The sequence below is a fragment of the Variovorax sp. GW821-FHT09A10 genome, assembly GCF_059418385.1.
In genome coordinates, this window is record NZ_JBWKPT010000011.1 from 54,110 (window position 1) to 79,695 (window position 25,586).

A 25,586-nucleotide genomic window follows, 5' to 3' on the forward strand; every position below is an offset into this window, starting at 1 on the left:
GGGACAATTTGGCACTATCGGGAAACTCCGAGTCTGCGCCTGCAGAACGCTTCGATATCCTGCGACGACCTTGGAGTGCGAAGCCCGTGGCGGCTCGCAATCGAAGGCACGTGTTCTGAAGGGATTGAATCGTCGTGCATCGTTCGCCACCCGACTTCGCGTCACGCGTCTACGGACCCCAGCGCGTCGCAGCCATCGTCGCCACCCTGGTCGAAGAAGGCATCGCACCGGAACACACCCTGAGCGGAAGTGGCCTGACGGAAGACCAGCTGCGCGCACCGGCAACGCGGATCTCCTACGAGCAGGCGGCCGTGGTCTTCCGCAACGCGGTGCGTCTGGCACCCGGTCCCAGCATCGCCTTTCGCGCGGGCATCCGCATGCACCTCACGGCCTACGGCATGTACGGCTACGGGCTGCTGAGCAGCCCCACGCATGCCGACCTGATGGACTTCACCATCAAGTACAACCGCGTCATGGGCCCCGTGGCCGGGCCGGTGTCGTACACCTGCAGCGGCGGCACCGCGGTGCTGCCCTACGAGGTGCTGCTGTCGTCCGACCCGCAAGACCCGCTGTACCGCTTCGCGCTCGAGTTCGCGTTTGCGGTGCACCTGCGGCTGGGCCGCGATCTCTTCGGTCCGTCGTTCGGTCTTTCCGCACTGCATGTGCGCTTCGCCGAGCCCGAAGATTTGAGCGCCTACCGCACGCTGTTCGGCTGCCCCGTGGCGTTCGGCCAGCCGCGCGACGAACTGCATGTGGGCTCGCCGTGGGTGGGCCATCCGTCGCGGCTGCCCGACTCGGTCACGCATGCGATGGTGAGCGAGATGTGCCAGCAGGTGCTGGCCGACCTGCCGCGCTCGGGCGGTGTCTCGTCGGTGGTGCGGCGCACGCTGATCGACCACATGCCGTGGCGCTTTCCGACCATCGAGCCGATGGCCTCGGAGCTGTCGATCCATCCGCGCACCTTGCGCCGACGCCTCGAGACCGAAGGCACGACCTACCGCGGCATCCTGGCCGATGTGCGCCGCGTGCTGGCCATCGAGTACCTGCGCACCACGCGCATGACCACCGAGGAAATCGCCGAGCGACTGGGCTACAGCGACGCCTCGAACTTCCGCCACGCCTTCGTGCGCTGGACCGGTCGCAGCCCGCAGGACTACCGCGCGGCGAAGGCCTGAGCCACGCCTGCGCGATACCGCATCGGGCATCGTGAATCACTGCTGAACCACGTGCGCGCGCCGTCGCGCAGCGTTCGCGTGGCTGTCGATCCACACCGCTGTTCGCAGTTGAGAGCCGCGCCTGCGCGTCGTTTCCACACGCGTCCCGAAATCACCGCGAAGTGGTCGCATCGCACCTTTTCTTGTCGACGTCGCCGCGAAAAGATGGCGCCCAGAGCAACGACAACAAAGTGCCCGATCCGAGCCTCGCTGAAGGCCCGGACGAGGCCGACAGGAGACAACACATGGATGCACCTCGCGCGTGCCGGCATGCCCGGCACGGACTGGACGTACGCGGCGGGTTCACACCATGCATGCGAGCCGACTCACAGGCCGGGCGCCGCCGTTGCGCGGCGCCTTCACCCCTTTTCCCCGATCTCGATCCTCTCTCGAACGACCGCCCGACCGGGTAGCCGTGTGCATCGCGTCTGCACGTCGGGCTTTTTCTTCGCCTCACTTTTTTTCTCTTTCTCTTTCCCTCCACTCCCGAGATGACCATGACCGAATCTTCTTCGATGGCCCCGCCGTCCCGCCGCCTGCTGATGCTCGAGTGGCGCGCCGTGGCGGAGCTGTCCGCGTTCTTCACCATGGCCCCGATGCTGCGCATGGCGCCCGCGGGCGACGGGCATCCCGTGCTCGTGCTGCCCGGCCTCTCGGCGAGCGACGCCTCGACGCAGCCGCTGCGCGCCTTCCTGCGCGACCGCGGCTACCGAGCGCACGGATGGAAGCTCGGTCCCAACTTCGGCCCGCGCCCCGGCGTGGAAGACCAGATGCAGGAGCGCCTGGCCGAGCTGCACGAGCGCTACCAGCGCAAGGTGAGCATCGTCGGTTGGAGCCTGGGCGGTGTGTTCGCACGCGAGCTGGCGCGCCGCGCACCGTCGCAGGTGCGCAGTGTCATCACGCTGGGCAGCCCGTTCGCCGGCGAGCCGCGCGCGAGCAACGCGTGGCGGCTGTACGAGAGGGTGAGCGAGCGCAAGGTCGAGGACTGGCCCGAGCGCGAACGCATGCGCACGCCGCCACCCGTGCCGGCCAGCGCCATCTACAGCCGCAGCGACGGCATCGTGGCCTGGCAGGGCTGCCGCGAACGCGAGACCGCGACCTCGGAAAACATCGAGGTCGAGGGCAGCCACTGCGGCCTCGGCCACAACCCGGTGGTGCTCTACGCCATTGCCGACCGGCTCGCGCAGCCCGAAGGCCAGTGGAAGCCGTTCCGCCGCGAAGGCCTGCGCCGCCTGCTGTACCTCGATCCGCACCGCGACGTGCGCAAGGCCGCCTGACGCGCCGCTTCACCCACCCGTTCACTTCCTGGAGACGCACATGAACAGCAAGCCCTGGCTGGCTTCCTACCCCGAAGGCGTGGCGTGGGACCACGCGATCACGCCCACCTCGGTCCAGCAGATCCTGGCCGATGCCGTGGCCGGTTTTCCCGACCGGCCGGCCATCGACTTCATGGGCAAGCGGCTGAACTACCGCGAGCTCGGCGCGCTGGTCGATCGCGCCGCCAAGGGCTTGCAGGCCCTGGGCGTGCGCCCCGGCGTGCACGTGGGCCTGTTCCTGCCCAACACGCCGCACTACCTGGTCGCGCTGTTCGGTGTGCTGCAGGCAGGCGGCACGGTGGTCAACTACTCGCCGCTCGATGCGGCGAAGGTGCTCGAGCACAAGATCGAGGACAGCCAGACCGATGTCCTCATCACGCTCGACCTGGCCGCGCTGTACCCGCAGATGGCCGCCATGCTCGGCAAGACGCGGCTGAAGAAGCTCATCGTCGGCAACCTCGCCGAGATGACGGGCGCGCCCGAGCAGGTGGCCGCGCAGATGAAGGCGAAGAACGAAACGGTCGAGATCTCGGGCGACGAGCACCACCTGCGTTTTTCCGACCTGCTCGACAACGACGGCCGCTACACGCCGCACCCCCTCGGCGATCCGCGCGAGGCGCTGGCCATCCTGCAGTACACGGGCGGCACCACCGGCCTGCCCAAGGGCGCGATGCTCACGCACGCCAACCTGTCGTCGGCCTGCGAGCAGGTGGTGATCACGCAGTCGGGCACGCCGCCGGTGCTGCAGATGGGCACCGAGCGGCTGCTCGCGGTGCTGCCGCCGTTTCACATCTACGCGCTCACGGTCAACCTGCTGCTGGGCGTGCGCCTGGCGGCCGAGATCGTGCAGCACCTGCGCTTCGACCCCAAGGCCGCGCTGCGCGACATCGCCGAGAAGAAGCTCACCACCTTCTGCGGCGTGCCCACCATGTTCACCGCGGTGATCGGCGACCCCGACACGCCGCAGTACGACCTGCACTCGCTCAAGCTGTGCAACTCGGGTGGCGCGCCGCTGCCGATGGAGGTCGGCGAGCGCTTCCGCGCCATCACCGGCACCTGGCTGGCCGAAGGCTGGGGCATGACCGAAACCTCGCCCACCGGCACCTTCTCGCCCGCGCACGGCCAGCGCAAGGCGGGCTCGTGCGGCATTCCGCACCCGGGTGTGGTCATCAAGATGCTCGACCTCGAAGACCCCACGCGCTACGTGCCGCTGGGCGAGAAGGGCGAGATGTGCATCCAGGGCCCCAACGTGATGAAGGGCTACTGGAACAAGCCCGAGGCCACGGCCGACAGCACCACCTTCGACGGCTTCTTTCGCACCGGCGACGTGGGCTACATGGACGAGGACGGCTTCGTCTTCATCGTCGACCGCTGCAAGGACATGCTGCTGTGCAGCGGCTACAACGTCTATCCGCGCGTGCTCGAAGAGGCCATCTACCAGCACCCGGCCGTGCATGAGGTGGCGGTGATCGGCGTGCCCGACGAATACCGCGGCCAGTCGCCCAAGGCCTTCATCACGCTCAAACCCGGCGCCGAGGCCTTCGACATCAAGGCCCTGCAAAGCTTTCTCAAGGAGCGCGTGGGCAAGCACGAGATGGTGCAGGCCCTGGAGATCCGCGCCGCGCTGCCCAAGACGGCGGTGGGCAAGCTCTCCAAGAAAGACCTCGTGGACGAAGAGCTGCGCAAGCAGGCCGTCGCCGCGGCCACCGCCTGAGCGCGCGCATTCCCCAATTCCCACCAATCCCACCGACGAAAGAGGCCACGCCATGGACCACCTGAGCAGCATGGACGCGTCGTTCCTGCACCTTGAAACCCCCGAGACGCCGATGCACGTCGGCAGCCTCATGCTCCTGGACCTGCCCGAGGGCTACCGGGGCGACTACTACGAAGACGTGAAGGGCATGCTGGGCAAGCGGCTGCACCTGGCGTCGGTGCTCACGCGCAAGCTCGCGCAGATGCCCTTCGAGCTGGCCGAGCCGGTGTGGATCGACGACGACGACATCGACCTGGACTACCACGTGCGCAGCCTCACGCTGCGCCGCCCCGGCACCATGGAGCAGCTGCACCACCTGGTCGCGCGGCTGCACTCGAGCCTGCTCGACCGCAGCCGTCCGCTGTGGGAGATGTACGTCATCGAGGGCCTCGAGAACGGACAGGTGGCCTTCTACACCAAGGCCCACCACAGCGGCGTCGACGGCAAGGCCGGCACCGAGCTGGCCAAGGTGCTCTACGACACCACGGCGCAGATGCGCGAGGTGCGGCCCGCGCGCCGCAAGCGCGGCGGCGGCAGCCACTACCAGCTCGGCGTGGCCGAGCTGCTGCAGGCGGCGGTGTCCAACTCGGCGCGCCAGTACCGCAAGCTCGCCGAGCTGCTGCCGGCCGCTGCACGCGCCCTCACGGCGGCCGGCAGCGTGCTCGCCAGCCAGCAGACCGGCAAGGGTCAGCGCCGCCTGAGCCTGGGCATGGCGCCCAAGAGCATGTTCAACGACGCCATCACCAACCAGCGCTCGTACAGCACGATGTCGTTGCCCTTCGACGAACTGAAGGCCCTGGGCAAGCGCGTGGGCGGCACCGTCAACACCATCGTGATGGCGATGTGCAGCGAGGCGCTGGCCCGCTTCCTGAAGGATCGCAACCTGCTGCCGAAAGAGGCGCTGATCGCCGGCGTGCCCGTGAGCCTGCGCGCGGAGGGCGACGACGCGATGAACAACCAGGTGTCGATGGTGCGCGTCGACCTGGCGACCGACATCGGCGATGTGACCGAGCGCTTCAAGGCGATCCATGCGTCGTCGGAGGCGGCCAAGGCCGTGGTGCGCGAGCTCAAGCCGGTGCTCGGCGTGGACATGCCGATCACCGGCTCGCCCTGGCTCATGACCAGCCTGGCCTCGCTGTACGGCCGCTCCAACCTGGCGCGCCGCGTGCCGCCCGCGGCCAACGTGCTGATCTCGAACGTGCCGGGGCCGGGCGCCACGCTCTACGTGGCGGGCGCGCGGATGATGCACTTTTACCCGGTGTCGATCCCGTACCACGGCAGCGCGCTGAACATCACGGTGCAGAGCTACGCGGGCTCGCTCGACTTCGGCCTCACGGCCTGCCGCCGCATCCTGTCGCAGGAAGAGTCGTACGAGCTGATCGGCCACCTGCGCGCGGCGCTGCGGCAGATCGAACGGCTGCCCAGCGTCGAGAGCGTGGCCAAGCCAGTGGTCGCGAAGGAGGTCGAGGCCGAGGTCGTGCCCGTCAAGGCTCCGCGCCGCGCGAAGGCGCCGGCCGCCGCCAAGCCGCGTGCGGCTGCCACTGCTGCCGCGCCCGCCAGCAAGAAGCCCCGCGCGCCGCGCAAGCCGGCCGCTCCTGCCAAGGGCAAGCGCGCCGCGGCCGCTGCCTAGCCTTCCCGCCGATTCCTTCACCGACCGACCCCAAAGGAAAGCAAGACCATGACCCCCACTTCTGCGCAGGCCCCCGCCCGCGCGCCGTACAACGCGGCGGACGAGGCATTGTTTTCGAAAGTCAGCTGGCACCTGCTGCCGCTGCTGATCGCCTGCTACATCGTCGCCTTCATCGACCGCATCAACATCGGCTTCGCGCAGCTGCAGATGAAGCAGACGCTGGCCTTCAGCAACGAGGCCTATGCGCTGGGTGCGGGCATCTTCTTCATCGGCTACTTCCTCTTCGAGGTGCCCAGCAACCTGATGCTCGAGAAGATCGGCGCGCGCAAGACGCTGCTGCGCATCATGTTCTGCTGGGGGCTCGTGGCCTCGGCCATGATGTTCGTGGAGACCACCACGCAGTTCTACGTGCTGCGCTTCCTGCTGGGCGCGTTCGAGGCGGGCTTCTTCCCGGGGATCATCCTGTATCTCACCTACTGGTACCCCTCGGCGCGGCGCTGCAAGGTGATCTCGATCTTCATGACGGCCACGGCCATCGGCTATCTGCTGGCCGGCCCGCTGTCGGGCTGGATCATGAAGTACATGAACGGCCTGGGCGGCCACCACGGCTGGCAGTGGCTGTTCGTGGTGCAGGGGCTGCCGGCCTCGGTGCTGGGCATCGTCGCGTTCTTCTACCTGAAGGACAAGCCCGAGCAGGCCAACTGGCTCACGCCTTCCGAGAAGCTCGCGCTGCGCAACCACCTGGACAACGAGCCGCATGCAGTGGAGACCGCGTCGCACGGCTCGTTCTGGGCGCTGCTGCGCGACCCCAAGGTGTTCACGATGGCCTTCGTGTACTTCCTGTTCCTGGGCGCCAACTACACGCTGGTGTTCCTGGTGCCCACGCTCATCAAGAACTGGGGCGTGGGCGATGTGTTCATGGTCGGCCTGCTGTCGGCCATCCCGGCGGTCTTCGGCGCCGTGGGCATGGTGTTCGTCGGGCGCAGTTCCGACAAGCACCTGGAGCGGCGCAAACACTTCTTCTTCTGCGTGGCGCTGGCCTCGGCGGGCCTGCTGGTGGCCGTCTTCAGCGGCGGCAATCTGGTGCTGGCACTGGCGGGTCTCGCGGTGATGAGCATCGGCCAGTCCGCCAACACACCGATCTTCTTCGCGGCCATCAGCGAGTACCTGCCGCGCAAGTCGGCGGCCGGCGGCATCGCGCTGATCAGCAGCCTGGGCAATCTCGGGCCCGCCGTGATGCCGGTGATCACCGCGTGGATCACCACCGCCACCGGCAGTTCGGACAACAGCATGTTCCTGGCGATCGGGCTGTGGCTGCTGTCCGGCGTGGTGCTGCTGCGCGTGATGCGGCCCGCCGCCGCCGGGCGCACGCAGTTCGCGCCGGCCTGATTTTTTCGTTCCCCGTTCTTCCATTCCAACAAGGAGATTCGATTCATGGCAACCAGCAAGACCGCAGCCAACGCCAACCCGCTCTTCCCCACGGCGCTGCCGTCGATGGAAGATTTCAGCAAGCTGATCGAGCAGCTCAAGCTGCCCGGCGTGGACGTCGGCGCGCTCGTGGAGTGGCAGCGCAAGGACATGGAGGCGCTGGCCGAAGCCAACCGCCAGGCCTACGAAGGCATCCAGTCGCTGGCGCAGCGGCGCGGCGAGATCCTGCGCGACACGCTGGCCCAGTGGCAGGACGCGCTGAAGGACGCCACCGGCAAGGACGCCCTCTCCAAGCAGGCCGAGGTCGCGCAGCGCGGCGTGCAACAGGCGGTCGACAACTTCCGCGAACTGGCGCAGCTGGAGGCGCAGGCGCGCAACAACAGCTGGAAGGTGGTGCAGGACCGCCTGAACGAGAACATGGCGAATCTGCAGCAGCTGCTGCAGCCGAAGAAATAGGGACGCTCCCGCGGGCGCAATGTCCGCGCAACGACTGCTGGTAGCCTTGCCGGATTGTTCAGGCGCGCCTCGCCCCGCGAGGTCGCGCGATCCGGATGAATCAGAAAGGACTCAGCGCGTGGTTGTGACAGGGAGAAGATGGGGCGCGTGCGCCGCGTTGACGGCGGCATTGCTGGTGGGCGCATGCACCACCACGCCCAGCACGCCGGTGGCGGGCCCCGGCGAGTACGTCGTGCAGGCGGGCGACACGCTCTACCGCATCGCGCAGCGGCACGGCCGGACGACGGCCGAGATCGCCCGCTGGAACCAGATCAAGGACCCCGACCAGCTCGAAGCCGGGCAGGTGCTGCGCGTGGTGCCGCCCGGCGGCGCCACGACAGGGGCGGCCACGCCCCCGCCGCGCAGCAGCGGCGGCAGCAGCAGTGCCGAAAAAGCCAAGCCCGCGCCCGCACCCCGCGAGCGCGACCCCGTGGTGCCGCCCGCCTCGCGGCGCAGCGACTGGGGCTGGCCGACGCAGGGCGCGGTCATCGCCGGCTTCAACGGCAACAGCAACAAGGGCCTGGACATCGGCGGCAGCAGCGGCGAGCCCGTGCACGCGATCGGTGCCGGCTCGGTGGCCGCGACCGAAACGATGCGTGGCTACGGCAGCGTGATCATGGTCGACCACGGCGGCTCCTACATGTCGATCTACACCAACGTGGGCACCGTGGGCGTGAAGCAGGGCCAGCGCGTGCAGCGCGGCCAGAAGATCGCCGAGATCGGCCCGGCGGAGGGCGGCCGCGCCAAGCTGCACTTCGAGATCCGCTACCGCGGCAAGGCCGTCGATCCGCGCCTGTACTTGCCGGCGAAGTAAGCGGAACGGGCCCTCAGCCTTGCGGCCGGGTGAGCAGGTCGAGCTCGGCCCGCAGGCGCCGCACCGCCACTTCATGGCGCCGCGTCTGCGGCCCGCGCCCGTGCGTGCCGGCCTTCAGGATGAGCCGCAGCTGCTCGCGCTGCAGCTGTGCCTTCAGGCGTCGGGCGCGTTTTCCGAATTCCTTGCCCATGTCGCGGCGCACGCGGTAGCGCAGCAGCGGCGCGCCCAGGCGCACCCATTCGTCGTCGCGGATCAGCTCGCGCTCGGGCACGAAGTAGGCCGCCAGCGCATGCAGGTAGGTGTCGTTCTCGCGCGCGGCGGCGCGCCAGACGAAGGCCGCGGCGATCACCACCGGAATGCCCTTGACGATCAGCAGCAGCGCGATGCCGACGAAGCCGTCGTCGAAGCGGTCTTCGAGCAGCGGCGAGTTCCAGATGAAGTGCATCGCCCAGGCCAGCGCGAAGTAGAAGAGGGCGCAGCCGATGCGCGCGGCCATCGGGCGCTGCGGGTTGAGCAGGAACCACGCCACGCCGAACGAGGCGATGGTCGTGTAGGCCGCGTGGCTCCACAGCCCGCTGAGCAGCCCGCGCATCAGCAGGTGGTAGAGCACCGGGTACACCTGGTTCTCGAGCGGGAAGTTCACGGCGCTGTTCACCGTGTAGCTCAGGTTCTCGATCACCTGGAAGCCCAGCCCGGCCATGGCGCCGACGATCAGCACCGACAGATAGGTTTCGAACTGGTTGCGCGCGATCAGCACCAGCAGGATCACGCCCGCGAGCTTCAAGAATTCTTCGGTGATCGGCCCTGCGATGGCCGGCCCCCACGCCGCCACGAACTCCGGCGACACCAGCTTGGCGCACAGGCTCTGGATGGCGATGTTGGCCGGCGCCGCGAAGTACACCGCGCCCAGCCCGCCCCATGCAAAGGCCAGCACGTAGGCCTCGGGCGGGTGCTGCTCCAGCAGGTCGAGCGTGCGGAAGAACAGCACGAAGGCCGCCGTGTAGCCGCCCCACACCAGCAGGCCCAGCAGCGCGGTGACGGGCACCACGCGAAAGCCCAGCGAGAACATCGAGACTGTGTAGAACAGGCCGTTGAGGATCAGCGCCGCGAGCAGCCAGAACGCGGCGCGCTGCGGCTGGAAGAACGAGTCGGTGCCGATCGGCCAGTCGGCGTCTTCCTGCTTGGCCACAGTGGCTTCGGTGGTGGTGCTCACAGCGGTGCCTCCAGGTCCATCGAGTCGAGCATCTTGCGGGCATCGGCCAGCGCTTCGTTGAAGCCGTCGGTGGGGCCGTACACGTCGATCTGCACCAGCGAGCGGCGCGGCGTGTCGACCACCTGCCAGAAGCGGCCGGCGAGCTTGGCGCCGTAGTAGGCAAAGGTCTTGCCCTGCAGGCCCCAGCCGGTGACGAAGTCGGACACGTCGCCTTCGACGGTCAGGCCCTGGCCGCGCTCCATGAGCCGCTGCTGGCGCACCATGGGGCCGTCGGGTCCGCCCATCCACAGGCGCGTGGTCACGAGGAACTTGTGGCCGCCCTTGAAGAGCATGAGCGACTGGCCGGCCTTGGAGCGCGACACGTCCATCTGCCAGCCCGGTGCGGGCTCGAAGCGCGCGTGGGCGACCGACACCGTCTCGCCCGCGGGCAGCGGCCGGCTGCCGGGCGTGTGGTTGTTCCAGAAGGTCAGGCCGCCGACGTACGCGGCAATGGCCAGGAGGATCGCGAGCGCGCCCGGCCAGGTGCGGTACGGGATGCGGCGGGACGGTTGGAGCATCCGTGGATCGTGCCACACCGAGGCGACGGCGCGGGGGCGCCGCCGCTGTTTTCAGGCCGTCAGAAGGCCATGCGAATGCCAACGTCGTAGCCCAGCGCACGGTGCGGCTGCATGCCGTTGGTGGTCGCGTAGGCCGGCTGCGGGAAGATGGCCGGCAGGCTCAGCACCAGCGGCGTCACGCCCATCACCGTCGGGTTGTTGCGGCCGTTGGCGATGTGGATGCGCGCCACCGAGGCATACAGCGCCGTGCGCTTCGACAGGTTGTGCACGTAGCCCAGCGCCAGCTTGTTCACCGACGAATTGCCGTCCGGCAGGTCCAGCCCGTTGACGAAGCGCACGCGCGCATACGAGGCGCGCACCACGCCCGCGCCCAGCGGCACGTTCACGCCGGCCATGAGGCCGTCGTAGCGGTCGCTCAGATGCAGCGCGCCGTTGGCGAAGGGCGTGGCGCTGTGGCGAACGTCACGCACGCGCGACCATTCGCCGAACACCTTGACCACGCCGAAGTCGTACGAGGCGCCCAGGTTCAGGCTCTTGATCTTCTCGCTCTGCGCGGCGGCGCTGGCCAGCGTGCTCTCGCCGTAGCCCAGCGCCACGTCGGCCGGGCCGCTGGCCCAGCCGATGCGCCCGCCCACGTAGCGCCCGCGCTGCGACGGGCTGTCGGGCGTGTTGCTGACCTTCGTGTTCTCGTGCAGCGCGTACTGCACCTGGCCGTAGAAGCCGCCCAGGTTCGGCGGCAGGAAGTAGCTGATGGCGTTGCTGGTGCGCAGGTAGCTGTCGGTGCCGGCCGAGAGCCCGCCGCCCAGCAGGCCGCCCGTGGCCAGCGCGCGCGAGGCCGCGATGTTGCTGTTGACCACCGCGATCAGGTTGGTGCCCACGCCGTTGACGCTGAAGGGGTCGAACACCGCGTCGTTCCAGAACGAGGCCGTGTAGTCGCGGCCCAGGCGCACTTCGCCGAAAGGCCCGCTGAGGCTGAGCGTGGAGCGGCGTCCGAAGTTCGTGATGCCGCTGCCCGTGTCGTTGCTCAGCGGCGCCTCCAGCCAGAAGCTCGCAGCCAGCCCGCCGCCCAGGTCCTCGGTGCCGCGAAAGCCGATGCGGCTGGACGCATTGCCCGAGGGCGACAGCACGGTCTGGCTCTGGCGCAGCTCGGCCGGACGCAGCGGGTTGTACGAACTGCTGGTGGTGCGGTAGTGGCTCACGCCCGCGTCCATCACGCCGAACAGCGTGAGCGAGGACTGGGCGAGGGAAGCACCGGCCGCGAGGGTCGTGGCTGCTGCGGCGATGAGGGTCTTCTTCTTCATGGTCTTGTCTCCTGGTTGTTGTGTGTGTGGTCGTCTCTGTCGTCGTAGGGGCTGCGTGTCAGGGCGCCCAGCGCAGCAGCGCGAGCACCAGCGTGGCGATGAAGACGGTCTCGCCGACCATCAGCACCACCGGCTTGAGGCCCACGTCGACCAGCTCGCGCAGTTGTGTCTTCATGCCGATGCCGGCCATGGCCGCCACCAGGAACCAGCGCGACAGGTCGCTTCCCGCGGTGGCGAGCGGGGGCGGCAGCCAGCCCGTGCTGTTGAGCGCCACCAGCGCGGCGAAGGCCACCGCGAACCACGGCAGCAGCGGCGGGCGCTGGCCGCCCACGGCCTTGCCCGTGGCGCGCGTGAACATCACGGCGAACAGGATCACCGGCAGCAGCGCCGCCACGCGCATCAGCTTGACCAGCGTGGCCGTGTCGCCCGTGGCCTGCGACATGCCGTAGCCCGCGCCCACCACCTGCGCCACGTCGTGGATGGTGGCGCCCAGGAACACGCCGGCCGTGTGCGCGTCCATGCCCAGGGCGCGCGCGATCAGGGGGTAGGCGATCATCGTGAGCGTCGACAGCGCCGACACGCCCACCACCGTGAACAGCGTGGCGCGTTCCTTCAGCGGATGCGGCGGCAGCGCCGCGGCCAGCGCCAGCGCGGCCGAGGCGCCGCAGATCGCGGTGGCGCCGCCGCTGAGCAGGCCGAACAGCACGTTGAAGCCCATCAGCCGCGCCACGACCATCGACACGCCGATGGTCAGCACCAGTGACACCGCCACCAGCAGCACCGGGTGCCAGCCCAGCGCCACCACCTGCGCGGCCGTGATGCGCAGACCGAGCAGCGCCACGCCCCAGCGCAGCACGTGGCGCGCGGTGAACTCGATGCCGGGCTTGCACGGGCCCTCGGCCGAAAGAAAGTTCATCGCCATCCCGAGGATGAGCGCGAACAGCATCACCGGCGCACCGTAGTGCTGCGACAGGAAGGTGGACGCGGCGGCGACCACCGCGCAGGCGAGCACGCCCGGAAAGAGCAGGCGGCCGCGCGCCGGCCATGCGGCGACAGACAAGGCGGTCATGAAAACCTCAGGGCACGAGCACGGTGGCGCCGGTGGTCTTGCGGCCTTCGAGCGCGCGGTGTGCTTCGGCGGCGTCGGCCAGTGCGAAGCTCTGCTGGGGCTCGCTCACGATGCGGCCGGCCAGCACGTGGTCGAAGAGTTCGTCGGCCATCGACAGCATGTGCGGGCGTGGGTGGATGTAGTGAACCATCGCGGGCCGCGTGAGCCAGATCGAGCCCTTCGCGGCCAGCAGCTTGGTGTCGAGGACCACGGCGCCAGACGAGGTGCCGTTGCTCACCAGCGTGCCTCGGGGCTGCAGGCAATCGAGCGAGGCCTCCAGCGTGTCTTTCCCCACCGAGTCGTACACCACGGGCACGCCCTTGCCGTCGGTGATCTCGCGCACACGCTGGGCGATGTTCTCGCGCGAGGTCACGATGGTGTGGGTGCAGCCGTTGGCCTTGGCGACCGCGGCCTTCTCGTCGGTGCTGACGGTGCCGATCATCGTCACGCCCATCGCACGCGCCCACTGGCAGGCGATGAGGCCCACGCCACCGGCCGCTGCGTGGTACAGGATGGTCTCGCCACCCTTCAGCGGATAGACCTGGCGGAACAGGTACTGCGCCGTCATGCCCTTCATCATCAGCGTGGCTGCCGTGCGGTCCGAGATGCCGTCGGGCAGCGGAATGAGCACATCAGCGGGCATCACGCGCACCTGCGAGTACGCCCCCTGCGGCCCGATGAGGTAGCCCACGCGATCTCCCACGCGGATGTCGGTCACGCCCGGCCCCACGGCCTCGACCACGCCCACGGCATCGGAACCGAGGCCGTTGGGCAGCGCCAGCGGATAGCGCCCGGTGCGGAAATAGATGTCGATGAAGTTGACGGCGATGAGGCTGTGGCGCACGCGCGCCTGGCCGGGGCCGGGCTCGCCGACCTCGACGTGTTCGAGCTGGAGCACGTCGGCGCTGCCGGTCTCGTGAAAGCGGATGGCTTGGACCATGGGGAGTTTCTTTCGGTAGGAAGGGCAGGCGGGCAGAAAGGCTTCAGCCCGCCGAGAGTTCGTCGATGAAGGCCTGCGCGCCCGGCCATTCGCCGTAGCCCGAGGCGGGGTTGAGGTGGCCGACCTCGCCGAGGTCGACCAGGCGGCTGCCCCAGCCCTGCGCCATCTGCACCACGCGATCGAACGGCGCGAGCGGGTCGTTGCGGCTGGCCGCCACGATGCTCGGGAACGGCAGCGGCCCGGTCGGCACCGGCAGCCAGCCGCCGGCGCGCAGGGCTTCCACGCTGGGGTAGCCCTCGGGCATCGGCCGCTCGAAGTCGGGCGGCGTGGCCAGCAGGGCGCCGCGCACCGGCCGGCGCGTGCGCTGCGCCCAGTGCGCCAGCATCACGACGCCGCCGCTGTGCGCCACGATGACCAGCGGCCCCTCGACCGCCTGCGCCTCGCGCTCGATGGCCGCCACGCGCGTGGCGCAGTCGAGGTCGTCGCGGCCCATGGGCGGCACCGCGCGCACGCGCGGCAGGCGTGCGGCGAGCAGGGTCTGCCAGTGGCTGGCGACGGCGTCGCGCAGGCCGGGAACGATGAGGACGGTGGGAGCGGTCATGTCGGCCTGCGCCCTCACTGGTTGAGCTGGATGTTGTAGGTCTTGACGATCCGCGCGTTGCGCTCGTACTCGTCGTGCGTGATCTTCGCGAGCTGCTCGGGGCTCTCGCTGGTCATCGGCACGAAGTTCTGCGCGATGAGCCGCTCCCGCACCTTCGGCGAGGAGGCGGCCTTCGTGAGGACCGCATTGATCCGCTTGACGAGGTCGTCGGGCATCTTTGCCGACACGATGGCGCCGGCCCAGTTCGAGAAGTCGATCTCGTCGAAGCCCTGCTCGGCCATCGTGGGCACGTCCGGCAGCTGCGCCAGCCGGGTCTTGGCCCCGACCCCGAAGACCTTCACCTTGCCGGCCTTGATCAGCGGCAGCGACGTGACGATGCCGTCGAACAGGATGTCGACCTGGCTGCCCATCAGGTTCTGCAGCGCCGGCGGCGAGCCCGGGAACGGCACGTGCTGCAGGTCCAGCCCCGCCTTGCGGGCAAAGATGGCGCCGGCGTAGTGCGAGCTGGTGCCCGCGGAGTACGAGGCGTAGCTGCCCGGGCTGCCCTTGCCGGTCTTCAGGTAGGCGATGAGGCCTTTCAGGTCGTGGGCCGGCACGGACGGCGCGCTCACGAGCACCATCGCCGAGCGGGCCACCATGGTCACCGGCTTCACGTCCTTGACCGGGTCGAAGCTGGTCTTCATCACCAGGGGAATCTCGGTCAGGATGTTGCTGACCATGAACATGATGGTCTGCCCGTCGGGCGGCGCGCTGTTGAGCGCCTGCACCCCGATGGCGCCACCGGCGCCCGGCTTGTTGTCGACGATCACCGGCTGCCCGATCTCGGCCGAGATCGCGTCGGACAACACGCGGGCCACGACGTCCATGGTGCCGCCCGCGGGCGCCGGCACCACGATCCGCACCGGCTTGGTGGTCCAGGCATGGGCGAGCAGGGGCGCGGCGGCCAGGGCGGCTGCCCAGGGCTTCAGGCGGCGAAGGATGTTGTGGGTTTTTTTCATCGCGATGTCTCCAGGTGTTCTGGTGCCGGGGGTGGGGGTGCTCAGGCCGCCTTGCGCAGGAAGCCCTGCTGCGCGCCGTTGCGGTTCGGCGCGAAGCCGTTGGCCGCCAGCGATTCCTCGACGGTGTCGTAGAACACGCCGATCTTCGAAATCTCGCGCGCCTGCTTGGCGGTGGCGATGGGGCGGCCGAACTGGCGCGAGATGGCCACCAGCTGCTCGACCTGCGCCACCGTGCCCATCTTGGCGGAGCGCGACTGGTTCCAGAGGTTGTCCTCGATGCCGCAGCGCACGTGCAGGCCCATGGCGATGCCCATCATGTTCACGGGCAGCACGTTGCGCATGGAGCTTTCCACCGTGAGCACCGCGCCGTCGGGCACGGCGCGCACGAAGTTGGCCAGGCTGTAGATGTTGGGCACGTCCATGCCGCCGCCGATGGCCACCCAGTTCATGACCAGCGGGCCCTTGTAGACGCCGCGGCGCATCAGCCGCTCGACCGAGTCGAAGCTGTTGATGTTGTAGCACTGGAAGGCGCTCTGGATGCCCGCCTTGGTGAGGCGGCGGATGTGCTCCTCGGCCCAGCCCGGCTGCGCGGGCACGGTCATTTCCTTGTAGGCGCGGTAGACCTCGGGGTCTTCCATCGAGGTGCCCCGGGTGTCGGCGTCGTCCCAGTGCTCGACCACGTTCATCTGCGAGGTGTTGATGGTCACCGTCACCTGGTCGGGCGTGGGCTCCAGCTCGGCCAGCATGTGGCGCGTGTCGTCGCTCAGCCACTTGGCGGCGGCGCCTTCGCTCTCGGGCGCGAAGCTGATCGAGCCGCCCACCTGGATGATCATTTCGGGCACGGCCTTGCGCACGCCGGCGATCAGCTCGTTGAACTTGGACAGCCGCTTGCTGCCCTTGCCGTCGAGTTCGCGCACATGCAAATGCAGCACGGTGGCGCCGGCGTTGTAGCAGTCGACCGCCTTCTGGATCTGCTGCTCCATGGTGACGGGAATGTCTTCCGGAAAGTCGGCGGGCACCCACGACGGTGCGTAGGGCGCGGCGGTGATGACCAGCGGCTGCTGGTTTTCGGGGAACAGATGGCCGTCGAGAAAATTCATGGCAGGAACCTCGGTGGAAAGGGAAGAAAGAAAGCGGAGGGGGCGGCGCGGCGCCCGCTCAGAAGACCGCGTCGCCGACGATGCCGGCGCGTTCCATCTTTCGATGGCAGGGCGGGTAGTCCATGACCGCGTAGTGCTGGGTCGAACGGTTGTCCCACATGGCCACGTCGCCCGGTTGCCAGCGCCAGCGCACCTGGTACTCGGGGATCTGCACCTGGCTCACGAGGTAGGCCAGCAGCAGGGCGGCGCCGGGCTGGTAGTCCTGCCCGTAGCGCACGTTGGCCGGCGTGTGGAAGTTGGTGAAGTGGGTCGTGAAGCCGTTGACGAACAAAATCTTCTCGCCCGTGTCGGGGTGCGTGCGCACCACCGGGTGCTCGGCGTCGGGAAACTGGGCCTTCAGCGCCAGGCGCTTCTCGATCGGCATCGCGGCGCCGAAGGTGGCCTCGATGCTGTGGCGCGCGCGCAGCCCGGCAATCTGCTGCTGGATGTGCGCGGGCAGCTTCTCGAAGGCCAGCGCCATGTTGGCCCACATGGTGTCGCCGCCCACCGGCGGGCACTCGACGCAGCGCAGCACGCAGCCGAAGGGCGGCTTCTCGCGCCAGGTGGCGTCGGTGTGCCAGCTGTTCTCGTAGCGGTCGACCGGCGTCTCGGGGTTCTTGTAGATGCGCACCAGGCCCGGGTGCTCGGGGTCGCTGCCGACCACGGGGTGGTCTTCCAGCTCGCCGAAGTGGCGGGCGAAGGCGACGTGCTCGGCGCGCGTGAGTTCCTGCTGGCGGAAGAACAGCACCTTGTGCTGCACCAGCAGCGCGCGGATCTCGGCCGCCAGGCCGGCGTCGCGCGAGGCTTCGGCCAGCGACACGTGGCGCAGCTCGGCGCCGATGGCGCAGGTCACGGGGTGGACCTGGAGGCCGCGCGTGTGCACGGCGGGGGCCCCGTTCGAGAGGCCTGGCTGGATCGTGGAACCCATGTGTCTTGTCTCCTGTGCCGGTCGGGGAGTGCCGCTGTGCGGCGGTGACCGTGCTGGAAGCAAGAATAGGTCGGGGCCCCTGCGCGCGCCCCCTCCTCGCAGGAGGGGGAGACGGCCCTGGAGGGGAGGGAGAAACCCTCAGTGCCTGGCGGCGAGCCCTCAGTGCCCCGCGGCGAGCAGCCCCAGGATGCGCGCGCGCTGCACCACCTGCGTGCGCGTGCCGGCGTCGAGCTTGGCGAACAGGTTCTTCACGTGCCACTTGACGGTGGTTTCGCCCACCTGCATTGCGCGCCCGATTTCCTTGTTCGACAGGTTGCGCGCCAGCAGCACCAGCACCTCGCCCTCCTTGGGCGTGAGCACGGCGCCGGGCGATGCCGGTGCCGCAGGCGCGGGCGCGGGCGCCGGCGGCGCGGCGGGCACGAGCGGGGCGACCGCGATCTCGGCCTGCGCGCCCTCGGCCGCGAGCGTGCCGACCCAGGCGCCCAGCTCGGGGTGCGCGTCGGAGAACACGCGCTGCAACCCGTAGGCGCGCGCCAGGTCCATGGCCTCGCGCAGCAGCGCCTGCGCCGGCTGGCCGCAGCGCTCCAGCGCCAGCGCGCGCAGCCCCAGCAGCTCGATGTGCAGGCCGCCCTGCTTGCGCTGGCGCGCCTGTTCGTCGGCACGCGCCAGCTTCGCGAGCGCGTCGGGCCAGTCGCGCGCGGCGATGGCCGCGTGCGCGCGCGCCACGTCGCGCAATGCCTCCACGCTGCGCCGCCACAGCGGGCCCTGCGGCAACGTGGGGTCGGCCAGTTGCGCGTCGATGCGCTCGCACAGCTCGCGGCAGGTCTGGGCGCGGTGGCGCTGCGCATGCAGGCGCACCTGCTCGGCCAGGCTGGCGATGCGCAGCCGCGGCAGGCGCCGCGCGGCGCCTGCCGCGTCCAGCGCGTCCAGCAGTTCCAGCGCGCGGTGCTCGGCGCCCTCGGCCGCCGCGATGCGCGCCGCCGTGCGGTAGGCCTGCAGCAGCGATTCGGGCAGGCCACTGTGCTCCAGCACGTCGAGGCGGTCGGCCAGCAGCGTGGCGGCGTCGCCCGGCAGGTCGCGCTCCCAGGCCACCGACGCGAGCAGCGCGGCCAGGTTGCAGCTGAAGCGGTGGCGCCGGCCCATCTCGGCCTCGGCGCCGGCCACGGCGGGGCGCAGCAGCTGCTCGGCCAGCAGCACCTGGCCTTCCCACGCATAGCTCAGGCCGATGACCAGTTCGCTCCAGCGCCGGATGTAGTCGACGCCGTGGCCCGGGTGCCCGCGCAGGGCCTGCTGCTGGCGCAGGCGCGCAAGGGCGGGCTCGCCCTCGAGCAGCGCGCGGTAGGCCATGCGGTTGGCATGCGACTGCAGCAGCAGCGGGTCGGTCAGCGGCACGGCCTCGGTCCAGGGCGCGTGCAGTTCGACGAAGCGGTCGGGGTCGTCCGCGAACACGGCCGCGCCGCCGAGGATCAGCGCGCATTCGCAGCGCAGCGCGTCGCTCACATCGGGTTGCGCCAGGATGCGCGCCACGAAGCGGCCGGCTTCTTCATGCCGCTCGCTCGATGCGAGCGTCCATGCCGCGGCCAGCAGCAGGCGCGGGCGGCGGTCGAGTTCGTCGGCCGGCATCTGCGCCATCCATTCGAGCACCGTGGCCTGCCGGCCGCGCCGCATGAGCGATTCGTAGAGGCTGCGCTCCGCGAGCTCGTAGGCGGTCTGGTGCTGGCCCGCGCTCAGCGCGTGGTGGGCGGCCTCGTCGAGCAGCTCGTGCGCGGCCAGCCACTGCGCCGCGCGCGCATGCGCCGCCACCTGCTCGGCGGCGTCGAGCGCGGCAAAACGCTGGCGCAGCACGTCGCGCGCCAGCGCATGCATGCGCAGCCACTCGCCCCCTTCGGCGGCGGCGAACACCGGCGTGTCGTTGCTCAGCCGCGCCAGCCGCGCCGCGGCGTCGTCGACGCCGGAGACCGCGCGGCACAGCTCGGGGTGCAGCAGGTCGAGCACGGCGATGCGGGCCAGGAAGTCGCGATCGGGGGGGTCGAGGTTCACCAGCAGCAGCCGCACCAGCTCGCCCTGCAGCTCGCCGGCGGCGGCCGTCATGTCGCCCAGCACCGTGTGCGCGGCGTGCGCGTCGGCCCCGCGCGCGATGATGGTCGTGGCCAGCTGCAGGCCCAGCGGCCAGCCTTCGGTCAGCTCGTGCAGCCGGGCGGCGGTGTTGCGGTCGACGCGCGCGCCGAAGCGCGCCTGCACCAGCTGCAGCGTCTCGTCGAGGCTGAACTTCAGCAGCGCCGGGCCGATCTCCACGCACTGCCCGTAGGCCACGAGGTCCTCGATGTCGAGCCGGCCGTCGGGGCGCGTGGCAATGAGCGTGCGCACGTTGGGCGGCGCGTTGCGCAGCAGGTAGGCCAGCGCCTCGCGCGAGGCCGGCGGCAGGCGGTCGGCCTCGTCGATGACCAGCACCACGTTCAAGGCCGCCTGCGCCAGCTCGGCCAGCAGCGCCGTGACGCTGCCGAGCGTGCCGGGCCGGTCGTCCTGGAACAGGCTGCGCCCGAACGCGGGGCGGCCCATGGCGACGCGCAGCGCCAGCGCCAGGCTCTGCACCAGCCGGCCCGGATCGTCCTGGCTCTGCGCCGAGACCCAGCCGACCGGCACGCCCTGGCCCAGGTACTCCAGGCGCCACTGCGCGAGCAGGGAGGTCTTGCCGAAGCCCGAGGGCGCCTGCACCACGCACACGGCGTGGTCGCGCAGCGCGTCGGCGCTCGACAGGAGCCGCGCGCGCGAGACCAGGTGACGCGGGACACGGGGCGGCGTCACCTTGAGCAGCAGGTCGCGCGGGGCGCCGCTCGCATCGGGGGGCGGGAAAGTAGCCAAGGCTCGTTCGTGCTCGTGGAGGGAAGAACGGGCCCGATTCTCCACGTCAATCGCACGAGGCCGAAGCGCGGCGCGGCGCCCCCCGCCGCGCGCGGCTGGCCTTCGCGCTGCAGCCGTACTGCGCATGGAACCAGCGCGACAGCCCGCTGGGCGCGCAGAAGCCGAGCAGGCCCGCGACCTCGGCCAGCGGGCGGTCGCCCTCCAGCACGTGGCGCGCGGCGAGTTCCTTGCGCACGTCGTTGACGATGGCCGAGAAGCTCTGCCCGTCGTCCGCGAGCCGGCGCTGGATCGTGCGGCATTCCACGCCCACGTGCGCCGACACCTGCGCGATGCTGCAGCGCCCGCTGGGCAGGAGCAGCAGCACCGCGCGCCGCACGTCGCCCGGCAGCGCATCGCCGGGCGCAGGCGCCGCCGCGTCGAGCAGCTGCCGTGCATAGCGCGCCATGGCCGGGTCGGCCGCGGGGTTGGGCGCGTCCAGGTCGTCGCGCGCGCAGACGATGCCGTGGAAGTCCTGGTCGAAGGCGACGGCCGCGCCCAGCACGCGATGGTGCGTGCGCAGGTCGCGCGGCGCGGGGTGCGCCAGGCACACGCGCCGGGGCTGCCAGCCGGCGCCGAGAAACTGCCGCAGCAGGCGCAGCATCACGCCCAGCGCGAGTTCGATGCGCTGGCGCGTGGCGCGGTGCGCCTTGCCGGGCTGCACTTCCTCGCGGATGACCACCACCTGCCCGAAGGCCTCGACCATCAGCGACAGCGAGCCGTTGAGCAGCGGCTGGTAGCGCATCAGCACGTCGAGCGAATCGCGCAGCGTCGGCTGCTCGCGCACCAGCAGGCCGACGGCCCCGAGGTTCGACAGCCGCCGCCCCTCGGCCATGCACAGCCCGAAGCCGTCGTTGCCCGAACGCTCGGCCGAGGCCTGCAGCAGCGCGGCGACGCGGTCGACCGGAATCATCAGGTCGGGCTCGTCCAGCACGCGGGGGCTCAGGCCGGCGTCCAGGAGCATGCGCGCCGGGTCGAGGCCGCTGGCGCGGGCGACCTCGCTGTAGTGGGTGAGGCTTGCCGCGCGGACCAGGGAGGACATCGCAAGTCCGCACGTGGCAGTTCTCAGGGCACGAGCACGGTGGCGCCGGTGGTCTTGCGGCCTTCGAGGGCGCGGTGGGCTTCGGCCGCGTCGGCCAGTGCGAAGCTCTGCTGGGGTTCACTCACGATGCGGCCGGCCAGCACGTGGTCGAAGAGTTCGTCGGCCATGGACAGCATGTGCGGGCGCGGGTGGATGTAGTGAACCATCGCGGGTCGCGTGAGCCAGATCGAGCCCTTGGCCGCCAACAGCTTGGTGTCGAGAACCACGGCGCCAGAAGACGTGCCGTTGCTCACGAGCGTGCCGCGCGGCTGCAGGCAATCAAGCGAAGCCTCCAGCGTGTCCTTGCCCACCGAGTCGTAAACGACCGGCACGCCTTTCCCGTCGGTGATCTCGCGCACGCGCTGGGCGATGTTCTCGCGCGAGGTCACGATGGTGTGGGTGCAGCCGTTGGCTTTTGCGACAGCTGCCTTTTCGTCGGTGCTGACGGTGCCGATCATCGTCACGCCCATCGCGCGTGCCCACTGGCAGGCGATGAGGCCCACGCCGCCGGCCGCTGCGTGGTACAGGATCGTCTCGCCGCCCTTCAATGGATAGACCTGGCGGAACAGGTACTGCGCCGTCATGCCCTTCATCATCAATGTGGCGGCGGTGCGATCGGAGATGCCGTCGGGCAGCGGGATCAACACATCGGCTGGCATCACACGCACTTGCGAGTACGCCCCCTGCGGCCCGATGAGGTAGCCCACGCGATCACCGACGCGGATGTCGGTCACGCCCGGCCCCACGGCCTCGACCACGCCCACGGCGTCGGAACCGAGCCCGTTGGGCAGCGCCAGCGGATAGCGCCCGGTGCGAAAGTAGATGTCGATGAAGTTGACGGCGATGAGGCTGTGGCGCACGCGCGCCTGGCCCGGGCCGGGCTCGCCGACCTCGACGTGTTCGAGCTTGAGCACGTCGGCGCTGCCGGTCTCGTGGAAGCGGATGGCCTGGTTCATGGTGCATCTCCTGGGGTGTGTGGGGGCTGGATGGAACGGATTCTTGCGGCGCGTGGCGGCGGCGGGAAGCGTGGTCTTGGCGATGTCCCAAATTGGCAAATCGATGCCCCAATAAAGCAAGAAATACGGACGGGGTGCGCCGGATACTGACGGCATCGGCCCACCGAGGCCTGCAAGACAACAACCGGAGACACCCCATGAAACTGCTGCAATTTGGACGCGCCGCCGCCGTGGCGCTGGTCGGATGCTCGATGGCCCTCGGGGCCTGGGCGCTGGGCGACAAGCCCGTCAAGCTCATCGTTCCCGCGCCGCCGGGCGGCACGATGGACATCGTGGCCCGCGTCGTCGGGCAGCAGATGGCGCTGGACATCGGCCGCCCCGTGATCGTCGAGAACCGCCCCGGCGCGGGCGGCTCCATCGGCCTGCAGGCCATGCTGCAGGCGCCGGCCGATGGCAACACCATCGTGATGGCCGCCAGCAACGTGCTGGCCGAGACGCCGCAGGTCGTGAAGATGCCCTTCGATCCGCTGAAGGACGTGGTGCCCATCGGCTCGGTGGCGCGCTCGGGCGTGGTGCTCGTCACGGCCGCGAACTTCTCGGCCAAGGACTTCCAGGGCCTGCTCGCCGAGCTGAAGACGCGCAAGGGCAAGGCCAGCTTCGCCAGCTACAGCCCCGGCACCGTGTCGCAGTACGCGGGCCTCATCCTCAGCGACCGCGCGGGGCTCGACCTGCAGCACATCGGCTACCCCGGCTCGCCGCCCGCGCTGCAGGACCTCTTGGGCGGCCAGGTCGACCTGATGTTCGACGGCATGCTCACCTCGATGCCGCTCATCAAGGCCGGCAAGCTGCGCCCCTATGCCTTCACCGGCAAGACCCGCTCGCGCTTCCTGCCCGACCTGCCCACCACCACCGAACTCGGCTACCCCGACCTGCAGTTCCGCGGCTGGGTCGGCTTCATCGGCTCGGCCAAGCTGCCGGCCGACGTGATGGCCAAGCTCCATGCCGCGATCGAGAAGGCCGGCCAGGCGCCCGCCGTGCAGCAGAAGCTGCTCGACGTGGGCCTGGAGCCCGAGCTCAGCGTCGACACGCCCGCGCTCATCGCCGAGACGAAGGCGCTGTCGGAGCGCAACGCCGCCATCGTCAAGAAGTACCGCATCCAGGCGAACTGAGCGGCACGCGCCATTCCATCGGAGACCTCTCATGAAGATCAGACCCCTCACGCCGTCCATCGGCGCCGAAATCTCGGACGTCCACCTGGGCGAGGCCTCGCGCGACCCCGAGTGCTTTGCGTCGATCCGCGCCGCGCTGCTCAGGCACAAGGTGCTTTTCTTCCGCGGGCAGGACATCGAGCGCGCCGAGCACGTCGCTTTTGCACGCTGCTTCGGCGAACTGGAAGACCATCCCGTGGTCGGCAGCGACCCCGAGCACCCGGGCCTCGTGCGCATCTACCGCAGCGACAACAAGCACAGCTACGAGAACACCTACCACTGCGACGGCCTGTGGCGCCAGAGCCCCGCCATGGGCGCGGTGCTGCGCTGCATCGAGTGCCCCGAGGTCGGCGGCGACACCATCTGGGTGAACATGGTGCAGGCGCACGACGAGCTGCCCGACGAGATCAAGCACAAGATCGGCAAGCTGCGCGCCAAGGCCAGCATCGAGCATTCGTTCGGCGCCGTGATGCCGATGGAAGCGCGCCTCAAGCTGGGCCAGGACCATCCGCCCGTGGAGCACCCCGTGGTGCGCACGCACCCCGAGACCGGCGAGAAGGTGCTCTACGTGGGCAGCTTCACCACCCACTTCGTGAACTACAGCACCCCCGAGAACGTGCGCCACGGCATCGACAAGACACCGGGCGCGGCGCTGCTGCTGAACTACCTGCTCAGCCGCGCGACCATTCCCGAGTACCAGGTGCGCTGGTCGTGGCAGCCGGGCGACGTGGTCGTCTGGGACAACCGCAGCACGCAGCACTACGCGCTGAACGACTACTGGCCTGCGCCACGAAAGATGGAACGCGCCGGCATCGTCGGCGACGTGCCGTACTGAGCATCGCCCCCCCTCGCAACCTGACAGACGCACGCCATGAACTTCCTCGACGGCCACCTCTTTCCCGAAAACCAGCAGCCGCTGATCATCACCGCCGCGCCCTATGCACCGGGCTGGCTTCCTTCCGACTTCCCGGGCGAGATCCCGGTCACGATGGAAGAGCAGATCCAGAAGGCGGTCGATTGCTACAACGCAGGCGCCACGGTGCTGCATCTGCATGTGCGCGAGCTCGACGGCAAGGGCAGCAAGCGGCTGTCGAAGTTCAACGAGCTGATCGCCGGCGTGCGTGCGCGCGTGCCCGAAATGATCATCCAGGTGGGCGGCTCGATCAGCTTCGCGCCCGAGAGCGAAGGCGCCGCCGCCAAGTGGCTCAGCGACGACACGCGCCACATGCTGGCCGAGCTGGAGCCCACGCCCGACCAGGTGACGGTGACGGTCAACACCTCGCAGATGAACGTCACCGAACACGCCGAGCTGGCCGACTTCAAGGGCACCTCGCGAGAGATCCCGGCCATCTTCGAGGCCTACAAGGAGATGACGGTGCCGGCGCAGCCGGGCTGGGTCGAGGAGCACATCCGCCGCCTCACCAAGGCCGGCATCCAGAGCGCCTTCCAGTGCTACAACATCAACAGCTTCGAGTCGGTCGAACGGCTCATGCGGCGCGGTGTCTACAAGGGCCCGCTGGTGATGAACTGGGTGGCGATCAGCGGCGGCATGGACGCGCCGAACATCTACAACCTGGCCAACTTCTTGCGCGCCGTGCCCGACGGCGCCGTGCTCACCGTCGAAAGCTCGGTGCGCAACGTGCTGCCCGTGAACATGATGGGCATCGCCATGGGCCTGCATGTGCGCTGCGGCACCGAGGACGTGCTGTGGAACCAGACGCGCACCGCCAAGATCGGCACCGTGGCGCAGATCGAGCAGCTGGTGGCCATCTCGCGCCAGTTCGGCCGTCCCATCGCCACGGCGCAGCAGGCGCGCGAGATTTCGAAGATCGGCGTGTTCTACGAGACGGCCGAGGAGTCGCTCGCGGCCAACGGCTTCGCGCCGAACCGCAACGGAGGCAACCAGGGCTTCCTGCGCAAGGCGGCCTGAGAGATGAGGGCCCGCTTCGCGCATGCGGCCTGGCGCCTGCTGGAGGGCCTCTCGCATGCCCTGCGCCACGAAGACCTG

General features: G+C 69.7%; 22 protein-coding genes. 10 read left to right on the forward strand and 12 right to left on the reverse strand.

Annotated features, from left to right (window positions below; all coding sequences use genetic code 11):
- The first annotated feature begins 134 nt into the window (after positions 1 to 134).
- From AC07Q9_RS28025 to AC07Q9_RS28055, 7 genes are all read left to right on the forward strand, one after another.
- Entirely contained in the window at positions 135 to 1,175 is a 1,041-nt protein-coding gene (locus AC07Q9_RS28025) for an AraC family transcriptional regulator (RefSeq protein WP_495312549.1), read from the forward strand.
- 536 nt (positions 1,176 to 1,711) lie between these two features.
- Positions 1,712 to 2,491: an esterase/lipase family protein gene (locus AC07Q9_RS28030; protein WP_489057757.1), complete on the forward strand. Its 780-nt coding sequence runs from the start codon at positions 1,712 to 1,714 to the stop codon at positions 2,489 to 2,491.
- A 40-nt stretch (positions 2,492 to 2,531) separates the two neighbouring features.
- Positions 2,532 to 4,244, forward strand: a complete 1,713-nt coding sequence (locus tag AC07Q9_RS28035; protein ID WP_495312550.1) for a long-chain-fatty-acid--CoA ligase — start codon at positions 2,532 to 2,534, stop codon at positions 4,242 to 4,244.
- 52 nt (positions 4,245 to 4,296) lie between these two features.
- Positions 4,297 to 5,913, forward strand: a complete 1,617-nt coding sequence (locus AC07Q9_RS28040) for a wax ester/triacylglycerol synthase family O-acyltransferase (RefSeq protein ID WP_495312551.1) — start codon at positions 4,297 to 4,299, stop codon at positions 5,911 to 5,913.
- 48 nt (positions 5,914 to 5,961) lie between these two features.
- Positions 5,962 to 7,302: an MFS transporter gene (locus AC07Q9_RS28045; RefSeq protein ID WP_495312552.1), complete on the forward strand. Its 1,341-nt coding sequence runs from the start codon at positions 5,962 to 5,964 to the stop codon at positions 7,300 to 7,302.
- 45 nt (positions 7,303 to 7,347) lie between these two features.
- Complete coding sequence (gene phaP, locus AC07Q9_RS28050) at positions 7,348 to 7,797, forward strand: TIGR01841 family phasin (RefSeq protein ID WP_495301988.1); 450 nt, start codon at positions 7,348 to 7,350, stop codon at positions 7,795 to 7,797.
- Positions 7,798 to 7,972: 175 nt separating this feature from the next.
- Complete coding sequence (locus AC07Q9_RS28055; protein ID WP_495312553.1) at positions 7,973 to 8,650, forward strand: peptidoglycan DD-metalloendopeptidase family protein; 678 nt, start codon at positions 7,973 to 7,975, stop codon at positions 8,648 to 8,650.
- A gap of 13 nt (positions 8,651 to 8,663) precedes the next feature.
- On the opposite strand, the gene AC07Q9_RS28060 is transcribed toward AC07Q9_RS28055, so the two are convergent.
- The 12 genes from AC07Q9_RS28060 to AC07Q9_RS28115 all read right to left on the reverse strand — a co-directional run bounded on the left by AC07Q9_RS28060 (position 8,664) and on the right by AC07Q9_RS28115 (position 22,370).
- Entirely contained in the window at positions 8,664 to 9,863 is a 1,200-nt protein-coding gene (locus AC07Q9_RS28060; protein ID WP_495312554.1) for a PrsW family intramembrane metalloprotease, read from the reverse strand.
- Complete coding sequence (locus AC07Q9_RS28065) at positions 9,860 to 10,420, reverse strand: hypothetical protein (protein WP_095746625.1); 561 nt, start codon at positions 10,418 to 10,420, stop codon at positions 9,860 to 9,862. The genes AC07Q9_RS28060 and AC07Q9_RS28065 overlap by 4 nt, the downstream gene beginning before the upstream one ends.
- A 59-nt stretch (positions 10,421 to 10,479) precedes the next feature.
- Positions 10,480 to 11,721 (reverse strand): porin, encoded by a 1,242-nt coding sequence (locus tag AC07Q9_RS28070; protein WP_495312555.1) that lies wholly within the window; start codon positions 11,719 to 11,721, stop codon positions 10,480 to 10,482.
- 58 nt (positions 11,722 to 11,779) lie between these two features.
- Complete coding sequence (locus AC07Q9_RS28075; RefSeq protein WP_495312556.1) at positions 11,780 to 12,790, reverse strand: YeiH family protein; 1,011 nt, start codon at positions 12,788 to 12,790, stop codon at positions 11,780 to 11,782.
- 7 nt (positions 12,791 to 12,797) lie between these two features.
- Positions 12,798 to 13,769 (reverse strand): quinone oxidoreductase family protein, encoded by a 972-nt coding sequence (locus AC07Q9_RS28080; protein ID WP_495312557.1) that lies wholly within the window; start codon positions 13,767 to 13,769, stop codon positions 12,798 to 12,800.
- 43 nt (positions 13,770 to 13,812) lie between these two features.
- The gene (locus tag AC07Q9_RS28085; RefSeq protein WP_495312558.1) at positions 13,813 to 14,370 is read right to left on the reverse strand and encodes an RBBP9/YdeN family alpha/beta hydrolase; all 558 of its coding nucleotides are present in this window, start codon (positions 14,368 to 14,370) and stop codon (positions 13,813 to 13,815) included.
- Positions 14,371 to 14,384: 14 nt separating this feature from the next.
- Positions 14,385 to 15,368, reverse strand: a complete 984-nt coding sequence (locus AC07Q9_RS28090; protein WP_495312559.1) for a tripartite tricarboxylate transporter substrate binding protein — start codon at positions 15,366 to 15,368, stop codon at positions 14,385 to 14,387.
- A 41-nt stretch (positions 15,369 to 15,409) separates the two neighbouring features.
- Positions 15,410 to 16,468 (reverse strand): beta-keto acid cleavage family enzyme, encoded by a 1,059-nt coding sequence (locus AC07Q9_RS28095; RefSeq protein ID WP_062482971.1) that lies wholly within the window; start codon positions 16,466 to 16,468, stop codon positions 15,410 to 15,412.
- A gap of 58 nt (positions 16,469 to 16,526) precedes the next feature.
- A complete protein-coding gene (locus tag AC07Q9_RS28100) occupies positions 16,527 to 17,435 on the reverse strand; it encodes a TauD/TfdA dioxygenase family protein (RefSeq protein WP_159273045.1) in 909 nt (302 codons plus the stop codon).
- 159 nt (positions 17,436 to 17,594) lie between these two features.
- Positions 17,595 to 20,297: a winged helix-turn-helix domain-containing protein gene (locus AC07Q9_RS28105; RefSeq protein WP_495312560.1), complete on the reverse strand. Its 2,703-nt coding sequence runs from the start codon at positions 20,295 to 20,297 to the stop codon at positions 17,595 to 17,597.
- A gap of 46 nt (positions 20,298 to 20,343) precedes the next feature.
- A complete protein-coding gene (locus tag AC07Q9_RS28110; RefSeq protein ID WP_495312561.1) occupies positions 20,344 to 21,375 on the reverse strand; it encodes an AraC family transcriptional regulator in 1,032 nt (343 codons plus the stop codon).
- A gap of 23 nt (positions 21,376 to 21,398) precedes the next feature.
- Positions 21,399 to 22,370, reverse strand: coding sequence for a quinone oxidoreductase family protein (locus AC07Q9_RS28115; RefSeq protein WP_159275478.1), 972 nt, complete (start codon positions 22,368 to 22,370; stop codon positions 21,399 to 21,401).
- A gap of 197 nt (positions 22,371 to 22,567) precedes the next feature.
- On the opposite strand from AC07Q9_RS28115, the gene AC07Q9_RS28120 reads away from it, so the two are divergent.
- The 3 genes from AC07Q9_RS28120 to AC07Q9_RS28130 are packed head-to-tail and all read left to right on the forward strand — an operon-like array spanning position 22,568 to position 25,508.
- Positions 22,568 to 23,539, forward strand: coding sequence for a Bug family tripartite tricarboxylate transporter substrate binding protein (locus tag AC07Q9_RS28120; protein ID WP_495312562.1), 972 nt, complete (start codon positions 22,568 to 22,570; stop codon positions 23,537 to 23,539).
- A gap of 31 nt (positions 23,540 to 23,570) precedes the next feature.
- Entirely contained in the window at positions 23,571 to 24,413 is an 843-nt protein-coding gene (locus AC07Q9_RS28125) for a TauD/TfdA dioxygenase family protein (RefSeq protein WP_495312563.1), read from the forward strand.
- Between the two features lie 36 nt (positions 24,414 to 24,449).
- Complete coding sequence (locus AC07Q9_RS28130; protein WP_495312564.1) at positions 24,450 to 25,508, forward strand: beta-keto acid cleavage family enzyme; 1,059 nt, start codon at positions 24,450 to 24,452, stop codon at positions 25,506 to 25,508.
- Positions 25,509 to 25,586: the final 78 nt, after the last annotated feature.